Here is a 15,314-nt window from a genome sequence, read left to right on the forward strand (position 1 = left end):
CGCCTTCTTGTCAAACGGCTCTGCATGATATGCTTCCCCAAGTGCTTGTCGCTCGCAAGGGCATCTCGTATAATGCGTACTGCTTCACCCCAACCCGAGTACGGAAGTTGTTATGTCAACTTTACTGAAACGTTTTGAGCACTCTTTGCTGGTATGGCTGACGCCGCTCACGCTCTGCGTGGGTGTTTTGTTTTTGTTTCTGATCCCCCCCTGGCAACATTACGACGAGCCAACTCATTTTGAATATGCGTGGCTGATTGCCAATCGCCCGGATAAGCTGGCAGACCAGGCGGTTGATAGCACCATGCGCCGCGAAACAGCCGCTTCGATGGTGGTGCATGATTTTTACACACCCCTTTTGCAACCGCCAAATTTGCTCAGCGACGCCAACCCCCTCTCAATCGGCATTCTTGAATTGCACCATCCGCCGCTTTACTACCGCATTGTGGCGCTACCATTGCGCTTGGTGCGCCATTTGGATGTTGTTTCACAACTCCGTGTAGCGCGCCTTGTGTCATTGTTGATGTTCGTGGGAACGGTACTGGCGAGCGCCGCTTTTATCCGCTTGCTTACGCCCGAGCATCATCCGCTACGCTGGCTAGTACCGGTGGGTGTTTTGCTGACGCCGCCATTCCCCGACATTATGACGGCTGTCAACAATGATGTGGGCGCGATTTTTGTGTTGACGCTTTTCATATGGGCAACATCAGCTTTCTTTACTGAGCAAGTGAAAGTGTGGCATATCGTGGCAGCAATTGCGTTTGCCGCTGCCGCTTTCTACACAAAAAGCACCGCGTTCGTTGCGCTGCCATTTCTCCTGCTGGCAAGCGTGATGGCATGGTGGGGGCGGCGCGGCTGGCGCTGGCGATGGTTGGCGTTGTTGGTGGGTATAGCAGGTATAGCAACCGCCGCCCTTGTATTCACCACGGGTGATGCGGCACACTGGCACCGCTTGCGCTACACCATTCCGAACCAGAGTACCCCAGGCCTGCGCGATACCACCGTCAACGCTCCGCTGGGCTCAGCGGCTTTGCGGATTGACCTGAAGCCGGGCGCGCAGGTTTCCCTGCTCAACCCCATCGTTTCCGAAGAGCGCATTCAGGCACTTCGGGGACGCACCGTCACCATTGGCGCTTTCATGTGGGCCAGTGAGCCGGCACGTGTGAAGATGCCAACACTGGCGTGGAGCCCGGCCGGTTCGATTCAATTGCATACGCTCCCAGCCGAGGCTGTAGATGTTTCTACAGAACCCCGTTTCTACGCCTGGACGACCACAGTGCCCGAAGAAGCCGCGCGTTTGCATTATGTCATCCAGCAATCCGGCGCTCGCAATACACCACCGTTGACGCTCTGGCTCGATGGTATGGTGCTGGTAGAAGGGCAATTCCCGAGCACAATCACGCCACAGTTTCTGGATGAGACGGCGCAGCGTGGCGTATGGGGCGACGCCTCTTTTGAAAACCTCATTCGCAACGGTTCCGCCGAAGCTGCATGGCCGCGCTTGCGTCCGGCAATTGAAGAGTGGCTGACAGCACGGCGGTACTATCCGGGAACAGCATTGGGGATGCTGTTCGATGTGCGCACGAGCAGCACACTGATCATCACCCAGGTTCTTCCCTTCCTCTTGCATGCTTACATGGGGCGTTTTGCGTGGGGGCATATCACCATTGAAGGCACACTGTGGCGCTGGCTCATCTTCGCCTGGTTTGGGCTGAGCAGTCTCAGCGGGATATGGTGGTGGATTCGTCAACCCAATACCCTGCGCAAAGCCGTTCTTTTGTATGCGGGGCTGGTTGGCGCCGGCATTTGGGGGATCGCTCTTGTATGGCCACTGCAATACCAATTCCTTGGTGTGTTCTCAATGCCCGCACCGCGCTACGTCTATCCAGCCATCACAATCTCAACACTCCTTCTGACAGGCAGTTGGGCGTGGTGGCTCCATTCGCAACGCCCCATTCATCGGTGGTGGTTGGTGCCACTTTTGCTCTATGGGACCTTTTTCATACTTGGTATTCATTCGCTCATTTCGTATTATTAGGAACAAGGTTCTATCGCTCATTCTAAAGGAGAATAAACATCATGCGTCGTATATTTTTTTTATTATTTAGCATATTGACCATTCTTGTCATGGGGACCTTTTCGCGCTTCTCGCATGCCACATCAATACCAACTACACAATTCTTGCCCGCCGTTATGCACAAGTGGCCACCGCCTGCCGGCATTTGGGGAGCCGAAATTACTCGTAATGGCGCCACTCCGCAGGTGCTGGCATATGCCCAAGACGCCCACATCCAACGCATGCGCTACAACAACATGCGCTGGGACCGTATCGAACCCACTCAGGGCACCTATGACGAAACGTATCTTGCGCAGATTGACGCTGATTTGGCAAACCTGGCTGCTGTTCCGGGCATGCAAACGACCGTTGTGCTTTTCGGCACCCCCCTCTGGGCACAAGCCCAGCCCTATTCCTACTGTGGCCCTATTCGCGATGAGTCTTTGGATGAATTTGCCAGCTTTGTGACTGATATGGTCAATCGGTATAAAAACGCGCCTTATTTCATCAACAGTTGGGAAATTTGGAACGAACCCGATGCCCCGACGAATGTTGATCCATCAAGCCAATACGTTGAGTGGGGCTGTTTTGGGGATTTCACCAAAACAGAACCCTACTTCGGGGCTGAACGGTATGTCAAAGTCCTCAAAACAGCCTACACCGCCATCAAAGCCGCCGACCCAGACGCCGAAGTCGTTCTCGGAGGGCTTCTGCTTGGCTGCAATCCCATACACAATTTACCTCCTAACGACCCATGGTGCCCAGAAGCCGGTACGTTTTTCGAGGGGATTCTGGCATATGGGGGTGGTCAATACTTCGATACGCTTGCTTATCATTCCTACACAGCCTGGAACGGAATTTCCACCGATTGGGACCTCAATCATGCAGTATGGCAATCGTTTGGTGGCGCGACATTGGGGAAATTGGCCTTTTTGCAGGACATCATGAGCACGTATGGAATCAGCGGTAAACGTATCATCATGAATGAAGGCGCCTTGCTATGCAACGAAGCTCAAACCAATTGTCTCACGGAAGAACGCGAACAAGCGCAAGCCGTCTATGCTGTTCGGCTTTACACACGCGCATGGGCACACGATATTGATGCTGTGTACTGGTACACTCTCAACGGTGCTGGCTGGCGCTACGGCGGGCTTTTGCCGGGAAACACCCCCACGCTGGCATATAGAGCCATCCAGCAGATGAGCCAACAACTCTATGGCGGGACATTCATCGCGGATATCTCATCGCCTCCCGTTGAAGGCTATCGCTTCAAAGCGGCGAATGGCGCTTTGGTGGACATTGTATGGCGCACAGAAGAAGGGACGCCAGTTACATGGGTACTGCCACCGAATACAACCAACGTGCTTGACATGTTCGGTGAACCACTTCCATACACAGGCAACACGATTGACATCGCATTTGCGCCACTCTATATCATCCATTAGCAAGCATGATGACCACGCGGACAAAACATATTGAGCACCGCTTACCGCTGATTTGGGGCGGTGCTCTTTTCTTGATGCTGGCAACCTGGTACGGCGACTGGTCGTTTGACGATCCATTTGTGACCTACCGCTATGCCCAGAACCTCGCACACGGGCATGGTCTCGTCTATACGCCCGGCGAACATCTGCTCAGCACCACAAGCCCATTGTGGGCGATTATTCTTGCGCCACTCGCGCAAATGGGGCTCGATCTGCCCAAAGGCGCGATACTGCTCAGCGCGCTTGCGCTCGCATTGAGCACCGCTCTGCTTGGACAACTTGGACGGCAATGGCGCACTCCCCTTATCGGGCTCAGTGCTATGTTTCTCTTCCCCCTCCTTCCTTATGTGCGCCAGGCACTTGGCTGCGAAATGCCCATGCTCATTCTGTTTGCGCTAGCCGCTATTCGCACCTACACGCGTGGGCAGATGCATGCAGCCAGCCTGCTTCTTGCACTGGCGGTATTGACACGCACCGATGCCGTTTTGCTCGCTTTTCTTGTTGGGGTTCACGCATTTGCACATCGCAAACTCACATTTACATCCATTGCCCTGTTGAGCACCCCCCTGGCACTTTGGCACGGTTGGGCGGCTTTTTTCTACGGCAGTCCTTTTCCCGCCACGCTCGCCACCAAGCAAGCCCAAGCCCGCATGGCCATTAGCCAATCTTTCACAGAGGGGGCAATCAATCTTCTGACCAAGATGACACAAACCCCTGTCGGGGCGCTCTTGCTTCTCCTGCTTCTCATAGGGGCTCTGGCGATGTGGTGGAAACCCGCTTCACGAATGTGGGGCGTTTTCGTCATATGGAGTGCGCTGCATGGTATGGGGTATGCCATTCTGCATGTGAGCCGTTACTTCTGGTATTATGTCCCACTGATGCTGGGAGCGGCGGTTGCCATTGGCGCCGGTCTCGCGCTTGTCCTCAGGCGTGTTCCCCGGCAATGGCACACTGCGTTTTTCATCATCCTTGCCTGCTGGAACATGCTCTACTTGTGGCACGATCGCACATCACGCGATTGGCGCATCGGTCTTTACACGCAGACCGGTCAATGGCTCGCTACACACACCGCCCCCGAAGCCACGATCGGGACACTTGAAGTAGGTATCATTGGCTACTATGCGCAACGCCGCATGATTGATTTTGCCGGATTACTGCAACCCGAACTCGCCAATCTAATGTTCTATGACACCAATTACGATTTACTTGCGCTGTGGGCGTTCGCCCACTATGCTCCCGATTATGTTGCCATCCGTGATGATACTCTTGCCCCCTTGAAAAACGCCTCGCTTTTCCAATCCAGATGCCGCCTGCTCCATACCGTGCACCATGCATCCACCTCACGTGTTATGTACATTTACGCTTGCCATGCAAAAAGCCACCCATAACCGTACGTAGTTCGGCGGCTTCCACGACAGAGTACCACGCTTGATTAGGCGCAAACACGATTGCGCCCTTCCGCTTTCGCTACGTACAATTTTTCATCAGCAGCGTGCAACAATTGCTCAAGCAACATCATTTCAGGCGTCAAAGCGGCAACGCCCACACTCACCGTCACCCGAATAGGGCCAGCCGATGTCTCGATTGGCTCCAGCGCGATATTCTGGCGCAATCGTTCCGCCAATTGGATCGCCCCTTCAAGTGATGTTTCGGGCGCTACAACGGCAATTTCTTCGCCACCGTACCGCCCAACAATATCGAGTGTCCGCACTGTTTCGCGAATGCGCAATGCGACCTCTGAAAGCACCTGGTCACCCACCGCATGCGAATACGTATCATTCACCTGCTTGAAGTGATCAAGGTCAATCATAATCGCCGCAAGCGGCTTGTTATACCGTTTGGCGCGCTTGAACTCACGCCGTGCCTGCTCGAAAAAGGCGCGCCGATTCATCAACCCCGTCAATTCGTCCGTTGTTGCCATGAAGGCATTTTGCAATGCTGAAGCGGCTTGCGCAGCCAACGCAGCAATCACGTCTCTATCGTTTTCATCCAATGTGTATGACTGTGGCATACCGAGCAAGCATGCTCCGATATGATACGCCCCAAACTGTAATGGAACATACAGCCAACATCGTGTTTCGCTGAGTTCTTCACCCCACGCTGTTGATACAAGCGTAGGCTGTTCTGCCATGTGTTGGCGATTGAGCGCGCGATAGAGAACTTGCCCGCGTTGAAATTTCAATCCTTGCGAAACAACATGGACAACCACTTGATGATCGACATCACGCAAGGCAACAAGGTACTCTTCATAGGGCACAATTCGTGAAAGATAATCCAAAAACGTTTGCACAATCACATCTATCTTCAAGCTTTCCGTCAAAGCCAGGTTGGCCATACGCAATGTGTCAGCCACATGACGCGCTCGCCGCTCAGCTTCATAGAGCATAGCGTTATGTAAGGCTGTTGCCACCTGGTCTGCCAAAATGGAGAGCAATTTGGCCGTCTCATGCGAAATAGAGTTTGCGCCACGTCGAGCAACAAAGAGAACGCCCAAAATGCCCGTATGCGATTCTAGCGGTAGTGCAATTTCAGTTTGGATAGGATGCAGGTGGTTTGAAAGTGGGCGAGTGATCGTGATGCGCCGCCGAAACCGAATAACCTCGCCCAGCGTGCCTTCTCCCACCGGCACGCGCTTCGGAATCACAGGCCCATCAGGGGTAGTTGTATAGACCGCTCGCATATGAATTGTTTCGCTATCCTCATCAAGCGTGCCAATCGCTACCTGGTCAAATTGAAGCGCTGATGCAATTTGCGCCGTTACTTCTCGACACAAGACATCCGGGTCGAGAATCGTAATAAGACGTCGCCCCAGTTCATAAATCATTTGGAGCTGCACCGCGCTTTCACGCTCGCGCGCCGCAGCTCGCAAGCGTTGAACAGCCGTTGCCATCTGGTCGGCGATGATGCGCATGACATGTTCCTGGCGTTCATCAAATGCGCCTGGCTCCGCACTTTCGAGATTGATCACACCGAGCACGGTCTTCCCCGCCATGATGGGAACAGCCAACTCAGAGCGCACACGCTCTTCCACTTTGAGATAACTGGCTTCCCGTGAAACATCATCGCTCCGATATGGACGTCCCGTCAATGCAACCCAGCCTGTCACACCCTCTCCGACCGGCACAATCACCTGCTTGGGGGGAGATGATTGGAAGACGTATGAATCATGCAAGCGCAAAACGCCATGCACAGCATCCAACACCAAAATCCCCAGGTTGCTGATATGCGGAAAAACCTCGCGCAATGTTTGTGTCACCTTGGTATATAACTCATCTTCGGAACCGACGGCGGCACAAATGGCTGCCACTTTGTGCAAGAGCTGCAATTCGCGCACTTGCCGTTGAATCTCTTCAAACAAACGGGCATTCTCTAGGGCAACCGCCGCCTGTGCTGCAAACGAAACCGCTAAATGTTCATCCTGTTCCGTAAACCCAAGCCCCTGTTGTTTGTTGATCACCTCCAATGCACCAATCACCTTCTCTTGAGCAATCAAAGGCACCACAAGCAAGGCACGCGTCACAAAACCTGTCGCCTGATCTGCCTGGTGAAACCACGCCTTGGTCGCCTGCACGTCATTCTGGATAATTACGCGGCGTTGCTCAATCGCTTGCCCGACAACCCCCGTACCCGGTGGTAAGCGCTGTCCACGTAAGTGTTCGGCAACAGGTCCGAGTGTCGAAGCAAAAATAATTTCTTGCGTCTGCTCATCAATCAAAAAAAGCGTACCGGCTTCACACGCCAGAACATTGACTGCTTGTTCCAAAATGTAATCAAGCAAACGTTGGCGATCTAATGTGCGGCTCATCTCACGCGCTGCTTCATTGAGGGCCGCTAAATGCATGCTGTGCAGATTTGTTTCTGTCCACAAGTATGCGTTTTGCAAGGCAATCGAGGCTTGGCGCATGAAAATTGAGAGAACCTCATCCAACTCATCCGGCCACGTCACTGGCTGAAAAGCCGCCGCCACAACAATGGCTTCAAGTTGTTCTTGATAGACCAATGGCCACGCTATCAGTCCATGCAGCTGTGAAAAATGTGCAATGAGATCGGGGATATCGTCACGGGAGAACACACGATACGGCAAATTGTTTTTATGGAGGCGTGGTAGCCACATCTCCAAACGTTCTACAAGTGAAAAAGGCATATTCTGCGCCCATGTAAAACGAAAAGCGCCGTTTTCATCACGTGTTGCCACGCCTACACAAGACAACCCCGTTAGCATCTGTACGCCATTGCCAATCCGTGCAAACACCTCTTGGACTGAAGCCGGCGTAAGGAATTGGCTCGTCAGCGCCATCAGGCGTTGCATGCGTTGAATGTGACGAGAGCGTTGTTCAAGAAGTTCAATGTTCTCAAGCCCTGTGTTCAAGATCGTTGTCAAAATCACAGCGGCTTCGAGTTCGGCTTCGCTGAACGCTTGCTCGGCATACGCGCGTCGCGTCACCAACAAAAACCCATCATGGCGTTGGCTCTGTATGGGAATGAGCAGAAGCGGTGCAAACCGTGTCACAATATCTGAAATGTGCATTTGCAAACGTGGCGGTAAGTAGGACACAAAAGAAACCAACGGTAAACGTGGTTGCTGATGGCCTTCCCAAAGTTCGGTGAGTTGGGCTTTGGGAAACAAAAAATCTCCTGCCGACAAAGCAAGTGTGTTTTCAGGATAGGTAAACCAATGCACTACTGTCTCGTCTTCATACAGCCACAACAATACACAGTCGGCATGAAAAAGATGGCTTGCCTCTTCAACAATCACCTGCCCCAACGTTTGCAACGATGTTGCCGCCATCAAGCGGGTGTTGAATTCAACCAAGAGTTCAGCAAGATGGTGATGCTCGCGTTCCAATTCCAAAGCGCGTTGCTGAGAGACTTCGCGCGCTTTACGTTCGGTGATGTCGCGAATGGTCAAAATGTAGCCCGCCAATACACCACTGTTCGTTGTAAAGGGCTTGAGATGAAGTTCAAACCATCCATCACGCCATTGGCGTTCCTCTTTCCACTCACTTTCTGCCAAAGGAATTGATACGGCAGAAGACCAGATGAGTCCTTCTTCAAGCAAGTTCCCCAAAGCATCATCTCGCAGAAACATGCGTGCTGGTTCGTTAAAATCAACAATGCGGCCTTGCGTATCCACGACAATCCATGCATCTTCAATCGAAGTGACCAATAATTCTTGAGGCAACGGAGTGATTTCCAAGAAATGGCTTTTATAGATCCCCGCAAAAATCAACAGAGCACTCACCGAAAACAAAACGGGCGTGGGATCAAGAACCGTGGCTTTATACGTGAAGTTGAACCATACATTTGCAACCAGAGGAAAGAAGGAAGACGCAAACACCCATACGGCTTGGCGGCGATATACCCCATGCAAAAACCGCATACGGTACACAATCGCTACTAAACTCACAACAATGGTGAAGTAAGAATAAGCGGAATGTACTGAATACCAGGGGCCTGCATGTTTTTCAAGTACAAAGCGCCCCCACACATTCACTTCTTCAATGGTACTCCAAAAAAGAGCGTGCCATTCATTCGTCCATATCAAAAGTATTGTGATAATGGGGATGCCCAAAAAAACCAGCGTAGAAAAGCGAAATGGGTGCCACTCAATGCGATAAAAATACGCAGCAACGAAGAAGAAATAAAGCGGGGGAACAGTAGCAATGGCCAGATATTTGGCTTTGGCAAAAAAGAGCTGCATGGTGGGCTGGGGAACACTCAGCTCTAAAAGATACGTGAACGACCACCACGCCAGCAACCCCAACACCAACGCCAAGATCCGAATCCCCCCCGTCATATGGCGCCGCCACACAAAGATGGCAGCCGCAAGCGTCATTCCACCTGAAAGTATCAAAATGAAAAAGTAAAATACCCACCCGATAAACACACTACCCCCTCCCAAGCGTTTTATCTATCCCCAATTTACACTTCACAACGCATCCACCATTCCGCCTTCATCCAGCACAATAATTTCCGCTGACGGCTGACCCTTCTCTATTGTCAGCCGTGCAACACTCAATCCCCCCCCATATCGCGGTTGCCCCGCCGTCCCCGGGTTGAGAAACAAAATACCCTGATGCTCCTCCAGTAGAGGTTCATGTGTATGCCCAAAGATAACAACCCGAGGATGCGGGAGCGGCAACCCATAGAACCATGTGCGCGGCTGCCCACCAATATGCGTCATGTAAATATCAACACCACCGATAGACAAACTCAACGTCCGCGGGAACTCTTCTTCAAGGCGTGTTCCCCAATCCACATTGCCGGTGACCGCATAAACCGGCGCAATTTGCTCGAGCGCGTGAATAATGTTGGCATTGCCGATATCGCCGGCATGCAAAATATACGCCACATCACGAAAAAGGTATGGTATTGATGGATGCAGACGTCCATGTGTATCTGAAATCACGCCAATTTGAATGGAAGTGGGCATCGTTTTCCTCCGAAAAAGGGATCAACTACGGGGCATACTACTGATAAAGAGATGGCTTGACAAGCCCTCTTTTGTTCCTATGTAGCCCAAATTTCCTATTTTCCTCGTAAGATTGACATATCAGGCGGAACAAGGTACAACAACATTACAGTTTTTTGATCAACAGGTTTTATTTGGGGTGGTTTTATGCCAGCCATCACGTATCAAATCAGTTATATGATTCGCAACAGCGATGAAAAAATTGACCTGATGTACCGCGATAGCGAACCCAAAGTGGGTGAAATCGTCACACTGAAAGGCAAGCAATATCGCATTATCGAAGTGGAGCCGCTGATTCTGCCAAAAAGCAAATTCGCCTACTACCACGTCCTGTGTGAACCGGTACGCTCATGAAACACATCGAATGCATTGCCATCGGCAACGAGCTCTTGCTCGGTATCGTCGAAGAAAAAAACATCTCCTGGCTTTGTAAGCGCCTCACGCAAGCTGGTGGTGTCGTCGAACAAGGGGTTATCGTGGGCGACGTGCCTGATGATATTGAAGCCGCGGTACGCGGCGCTATCTTGCGCCAGGCAGCCCTTGTCATCACCTGCGGCGGGCTTGGCCCCACTGAAGACGACCAAACCATGGCGATTCTTGCCGAGGCACTGAACCGCCCACTCGAAGAACACCCCGAGGCGCTCGCCATGGTTGCCGAACGGTATCGCGCGCTCTATGAAGCCGGGGAAGTCCCTCATCCCGATTTGACGCCCGAACGTCGCAAAATGGCGCGTCTGCCACGGGGCGCTATCCCTCTGCGCAACACGGTTGGTACAGCCCCCGGTATGCTCATCAACATCGGCGATCGCACGTGGGTCTGTGCCTTGCCCGGCCCACCACGCGAGAACCGCCCCATGGTAGAACAAGAACTCATTCCCCGCCTTGGTGAGATTGTCCCACTCCACGCTTACCGTGAGCGCCACTACGAAGCCGCTGTACGCGATGAATCGGTTCTTGCGCCTCTCTTGCAAATCGTCCAGCGCCAACATCGCGACGTTTATGTCAAATCAAGAGCGGCGGCCTTTGAAGCCCAAACAACATTCCGCCTCCTCTTGGCGACACGGGCACCCACCGCCGAAGAAGCCGAAGCCCGCCTTGACGCTGCGGAACAATCACTCCGCACAATTCTTGGCGAACACGGTATCGCCTTGAAAACCTATTCATCGCACGCGCCTGCCTGATTGCCCAGGCGTTTCTCTTGCTCCGTCGCCTCGTGGCATCACGCTCCATAAGGATGTGTCACATGACAACCACATACACCCGCCTTGCCGCATACCCCCGACCGCCTAACGACAACGGCTGGGGATTCCACAGTTCAAGCGGCGCATACGAACAACCCTGGATGTCCGAAGCGTGGCGCGTGCGCTTCTCAGGGAAAAGCGCCATTCAAAGCCTCACCGACGCCGACAAACGCCACATTATGCGCGAATACGCCCGCATGTTGCACGATGAATACGGCATTCGCTGGTTCAAATTGCTGGCAGGGGGCACCGCCCAACTCGATTTCCTGGATGCTCTTGTCGAAGCCGGCATCGAAACGATTGTCCGCCTGTGGACCGACCGCCCGCATCCACACTACGTGGCGCCTACGGAGGTTGTGCAACAATTCCTGGAACACGGCGCCCACTACATCGAATGGGGAAACGAGCCCAATCTTTTCCTCGAATGGGAATCAACCGCCTGGCATCGCGGCAACCTGGAAGAACAACTGCTCGACCAAATAGAGCGCAATCTCGAAACAATCACCACTGCCGCCCTGCGCGCGGGCGTCCAGGGCATCCCCCTCATTCCCAGCCTCAGCCCGGGCGGCAACCGCGACGCCCGCATCATGTTCAGCCGCCTGATGCACCTCATCCGCGAACGCAACTTGCAATCTGACTTCACCACAAGTGCTGTCGCCATCCATAATCGCCCGCACAACATCCCACCCCACGAACCTGCCACCGAAACACTCAGCGTAACCTTCCGAGAATACGAATGGTATGACGAGCAAATCCGCACCACATTGGGCTACTCTCTCCCCCTGCTGGGCACCGAAGCCGGTTACGAAATCGGTGACGCCACTATCCCCGGCTATCCACGCATCACCGGCGACCTTCACGCCACCTACAACATGGAGATTTTTCGCGGATTTCGTGAGACATGGCACCCCTCGTTTTTCTGCGCTTGTATGTGGCTCATCGAAATTTACGAGAAAAACAGTTTTTCCTTCGCCAATGCCGCATGGTGGTACAACAAAATAGCCGGCGGCGATTACCCCGAAAACATTTTGCCCGCCGTTCATGCACTCCGTGAAGAAGCCGCACAACGCCTCTTTGTGCGCACCATGCCGTGGGAAACGCCCCCACCCCCAGCATCTTCATTCGCCGATATCCTGCTGGCTGAAGCAAATGCCCGCCAGGTGATTGAATTCAACCCCAACGCCGCTCTCCAACAACGTATTTTTGCCGACGGCTTTGTCCCCAATTCGCCCGAATTTGCGCTCGAATTCGAGGGCGAAACGTTCATTGCACAGCGTGCAGAACACCTTCAAAGTGGCGAAGTCCGTGTGTACTACGTCAAACAGGGTGAATGGGCACAGGTGAAATTTATTCGCGGCTAACATCATCGCCCCCATCCAGAGACACATTTTGACGCGCCAGGCACTTCCGTGCTACATTCACACGCGTGAACGAGTCCAAAATAGCCCTCAACAACAGCAAATCACTCTGGCAACGTCACCGCTCGCGCATTATTGCCTTTTTCTTCTGGGGAGCGGCTATTTTCACCTACTGGGGCATTGCCGCACGCAACGGGCTGCATCCTGCTGAAACAGCCCATCTACTTGCCAAGTGGGTGCGCGAAACCGAGGTGGGGCTGCTCGCTTTCATGGTGTTCTACACCCTGCGCCCGCTGATTGCATTCCCCGCCATCTTCCTCACCGCGCTTTCCGGGTACTTGTTCGGGCCGTTTTGGGGAACACTCATTGCGCTGGCCGGCAACAACGCCTCGGGGATGATTGGCTACTTCCTGGGGCGTTTTTTCGGGCGCGCATTCCTTGAATCAGACGCCTTTGAACGCATCTCGCTCTATCTCAACGCACTCCGACGCCGCACCTTTGAAACGATTCTCATCATGCGTTTTATGGTCTTTCCCCAAGACCTCCTTGATTATCTCGCCGGTTTTCTACATCTTTCGTTCCCCGCTTACGCACTGGCAACCTTCCTTGGCTCCATTCCCGGCACCATCAGCATCGCCTGGCTTGGGGCTTCCATCGAAGGCGAATTTCGCGGATTTGTCCCCCGGTTCAATCCATGGTTGCTAATTCCATCCTTTCTCATGCTTGCCATCAGCTTGGCGGCAGCCCGTTTTGTACGCCAACGCGCCGAGCGGCTCATCCCCCCTTCGGAAGAAACTTGAACCGTTTGCCACCATGGCCGCCTTTGAGTAGAATGAAGGCGTAAGAGCCAAACCGTCATCGTCTGACACACCTCAGCACCCAATGAAGGGGCCTGCTGGGGTTTTTTTGTTTGAAAGGCATATGCAAACAGCACGCTTAACACGTGATTTTTTCGACCGAGACACCGTTGTCGTTGCCCGTGACCTTCTGGGGCGCATCCTGGTTCGACGCTTTCCAGATGGCACAGTCGCCCGCTTGCGCATCGTCGAAACCGAAGCCTACACACCCGACGGCGATACAGCCAACCACGCCAGCCGCGGCCCTACGCCACGCACCGCGCCCATGTTCGGGCCGCCGGGACACGCCTACGTGTACATGATTTATGGCAAGTACCATTGTTTCAACATTGTCACGGAGGGCGTGGGACAAGGCGCCGCAGTGCTCATTCGCGCCGCTGAACCGCTGGAAGGCGTCGAAATCCTGGAACGCCATCGCCCGGTACGTCGGCGCTACGACCTCACCAACGGTCCCGGCAAACTCTGCATCGCCCTCAACATTGACCGTTCATTCACCGGGCATGATTGCATCACAAGCCGGCATCTCTGGTTTGAAGAAGGCGCTCCCATCCCCGACGACCACGTCGCCCGGACGCCACGCATTGGGATTGACTATGCCGCCGAACATGACCGGTTGGCATTGAAACGCATGTTCATCAAATCAAATCCATGGGTGTCAAAATGACTCAAAACGCATATATCGTTTTCGGCGAAAAAGGCGCTCGCGAAGCCGCCGCCCACCAAGCTATCACTGTTGTCATTGACGCACTGCGTGCCAGTGCCACCACCGCAACCGCACTGGCCATTGGGGCGCAAGCCGTCATCACCGTTGGGTCACTCGAAGAAGCGCGCGCCCTTGCCCAGCGCCACGGGTATCTTGTGGCCGGCGAACGCAATGCCGTCAAGCCCGATGATTTTGACTTTGGGAACTCTCCCAGCGAGCTCTACCGCCAACGCGCACATGTCATCGGGCGTACACTCGTCCTCACAACTACCAACGGAACGCGCATCGTGCAAGCGGCGCGCACAGGCGCCACCATGCTCTTCATGGGCACCACACTCAACGCCGGAGCGGTAGCCCGTGCCGCCTTCAAAGCCGCCGAGCAAACGCAGCGCCCCATCTACCTTGTCGCCGCCGGCGAAGATGAAGAGCACGCCGAAGAAGACTATGTCGGCGCGCGCGCTATTGCCCGTCACCTCTACCAACTGGGCGTTGCCGTCCCGGAAGAAAACCTTTCGCAAGAACACGCCACCTCCATCTTCTTGCGCACACCCAGCGCCACCCATCTGTTCAACCTGGGGTATGGCGAAGATGTTTACTTCTGCGCAAGCCTGGACGTGTTCGACGTCGCCCCCGTTCTGCAAGAAGACCGTTTTGTCCCCTTTCGCCACCACTTGCTCCAAAAAAGCGCCTGAATGAACCACGCCCCCTCTGGGCTCCATCACGCACACCAGAGGGGGCTTCTTTGACTTCCCCCTCTGTGTTCTTTTTCACAAAACATTTTGACAAGCAAGCAGACCTTCACTATACTGCTGAATTGGCAATCCCATTTTTGCTTTGACAAGCCTTGCGCCTGTGATATACTCGGGCGCGCAATATGCCGGCGTAGCTCAATTGGCAGAGCAGCCGCCTTGTAAGCGGCAGGTTGTCGGTTCGAGTCCGACCGTCGGCTCTCGCATCCACATAGTGGGTGTTATGTTGAAGAAGGACGAGAAAAAACCTGCGGAGGCGATGAACCAATGGCGAAGGAAAAATTTGTACGTACAAAACCGCACGTCAACGTGGGGACCATTGGTCACGTTGACCACGGGAAGACCACGCTGACGGCGGCGATTACGCGCGTATTGAGCACGAAGGGCTGGGCGG

12 protein-coding genes and 1 tRNA gene are annotated in these 15,314 nt (G+C 53.8%); 11 read left to right on the top strand and 2 right to left on the bottom strand.

From position 1 onward, the window contains the following. The first annotated feature begins 112 nt into the window (after nt 1-112). The 3 genes from SE16_RS04800 (at nt 113) to SE16_RS04810 (ending at nt 4,928) form a co-directional block, all read left to right on the top strand. The gene (locus SE16_RS04800) at nt 113-2,038 is read left to right on the top strand and encodes a glycosyltransferase family protein (protein ID WP_054493051.1); all 1,926 of its coding nucleotides are present in this window, start codon (nt 113-115) and stop codon (nt 2,036-2,038) included. Nucleotides 2,039-2,193: 155 nt separating this feature from the next. Then, nucleotides 2,194-3,501: a glycoside hydrolase family 5 protein gene (locus SE16_RS04805; protein WP_161804508.1), complete on the top strand. Its 1,308-nt coding sequence runs from the start codon at nt 2,194-2,196 to the stop codon at nt 3,499-3,501. An 8-nt stretch (nt 3,502-3,509) separates the two neighbouring features. Next, a complete protein-coding gene (locus SE16_RS04810; RefSeq protein WP_054491807.1) occupies nt 3,510-4,928 on the top strand; it encodes a hypothetical protein in 1,419 nt (472 codons plus the stop codon). A 44-nt stretch (nt 4,929-4,972) separates the two neighbouring features. On the opposite strand, the gene SE16_RS04815 is transcribed toward SE16_RS04810, so the two are convergent. Both SE16_RS04815 and SE16_RS04820 read right to left on the bottom strand, forming a co-directional pair. Beyond that, the gene (locus SE16_RS04815; RefSeq protein ID WP_152918000.1) at nt 4,973-9,427 is read right to left on the bottom strand and encodes a GAF domain-containing protein; all 4,455 of its coding nucleotides are present in this window, start codon (nt 9,425-9,427) and stop codon (nt 4,973-4,975) included. A gap of 42 nt (nt 9,428-9,469) precedes the next feature. Continuing rightward, nucleotides 9,470-9,973, bottom strand: coding sequence for a metallophosphoesterase family protein (locus tag SE16_RS04820; RefSeq protein WP_200907163.1), 504 nt, complete (start codon nt 9,971-9,973; stop codon nt 9,470-9,472). A 186-nt stretch (nt 9,974-10,159) separates the two neighbouring features. On the opposite strand from SE16_RS04820, the gene SE16_RS04825 reads away from it, so the two are divergent. The 8 genes from SE16_RS04825 to SE16_RS15315 form a co-directional block, all read left to right on the top strand. Further along, nucleotides 10,160-10,366, top strand: a complete 207-nt coding sequence (locus tag SE16_RS04825; RefSeq protein WP_054491805.1) for a hypothetical protein — start codon at nt 10,160-10,162, stop codon at nt 10,364-10,366. Next, nucleotides 10,363-11,193: a competence/damage-inducible protein A gene (locus tag SE16_RS04830; protein ID WP_054491804.1), complete on the top strand. Its 831-nt coding sequence runs from the start codon at nt 10,363-10,365 to the stop codon at nt 11,191-11,193. The genes SE16_RS04825 and SE16_RS04830 overlap by 4 nt, the downstream gene beginning before the upstream one ends. Before the next feature lie 62 nt (nt 11,194-11,255). Beyond that, on the top strand, nt 11,256-12,614 hold the full coding sequence (locus tag SE16_RS04835; protein ID WP_054491803.1) for a hypothetical protein: 1,359 nt from the start codon (nt 11,256-11,258) through the stop codon (nt 12,612-12,614). Between the two features lie 65 nt (nt 12,615-12,679). Beyond that, complete coding sequence (locus tag SE16_RS04840; protein ID WP_054491802.1) at nt 12,680-13,411, top strand: TVP38/TMEM64 family protein; 732 nt, start codon at nt 12,680-12,682, stop codon at nt 13,409-13,411. 121 nt (nt 13,412-13,532) lie between these two features. Then, nucleotides 13,533-14,132: a DNA-3-methyladenine glycosylase gene (locus SE16_RS04845; protein ID WP_054491801.1), complete on the top strand. Its 600-nt coding sequence runs from the start codon at nt 13,533-13,535 to the stop codon at nt 14,130-14,132. Beyond that, entirely contained in the window at nt 14,129-14,863 is a 735-nt protein-coding gene (locus SE16_RS04850) for a 2-phosphosulfolactate phosphatase (RefSeq protein WP_054491800.1), read from the top strand. Before SE16_RS04845 ends, SE16_RS04850 begins: the two co-directional genes overlap by 4 nt. Nucleotides 14,864-15,047: 184 nt before the next feature. Continuing rightward, nucleotides 15,048-15,120 (top strand) — tRNA-Thr (locus tag SE16_RS04855). Between the two features lie 67 nt (nt 15,121-15,187). Beyond that, on the top strand, nt 15,188-15,314 hold a 127-nt coding region (locus tag SE16_RS15315; protein ID WP_236693746.1), incomplete at its 3' end, for a GTP-binding protein.

This window comes from Ardenticatena maritima, from assembly GCF_001306175.1.
GTDB lineage: Bacteria > Chloroflexota > Anaerolineae > Ardenticatenales > Ardenticatenaceae > Ardenticatena > Ardenticatena maritima.

What these genes read in the sequence shown, in the direction of transcription:
- SE16_RS04850 (WP_054491800.1), top strand. Translation starts at nt 14,129, where the DNA reads ATGACTCAAAACGCATATATCGTTTTCGGCGAAAAAGGCGCTCGCGAA.
- SE16_RS04825 (WP_054491805.1), top strand. Translation starts at nt 10,160, where the DNA reads ATGCCAGCCATCACGTATCAAATCAGTTATATGATTCGCAACAGCGAT.
- SE16_RS04820 (WP_200907163.1), bottom strand. Translation starts at nt 9,973, where the DNA reads ATGCCCACTTCCATTCAAATTGGCGTGATTTCAGATACACATGGACGT.
- SE16_RS04800 (WP_054493051.1), top strand. Translation starts at nt 113, where the DNA reads ATGTCAACTTTACTGAAACGTTTTGAGCACTCTTTGCTGGTATGGCTG.
- SE16_RS04805 (WP_161804508.1), top strand. Translation starts at nt 2,194, where the DNA reads ATGCACAAGTGGCCACCGCCTGCCGGCATTTGGGGAGCCGAAATTACT.
- SE16_RS04830 (WP_054491804.1), top strand. Translation starts at nt 10,363, where the DNA reads ATGAAACACATCGAATGCATTGCCATCGGCAACGAGCTCTTGCTCGGT.
- SE16_RS04810 (WP_054491807.1), top strand. Translation starts at nt 3,510, where the DNA reads ATGACCACGCGGACAAAACATATTGAGCACCGCTTACCGCTGATTTGG.
- SE16_RS04845 (WP_054491801.1), top strand. Translation starts at nt 13,533, where the DNA reads ATGCAAACAGCACGCTTAACACGTGATTTTTTCGACCGAGACACCGTT.
- SE16_RS04835 (WP_054491803.1), top strand. Translation starts at nt 11,256, where the DNA reads ATGACAACCACATACACCCGCCTTGCCGCATACCCCCGACCGCCTAAC.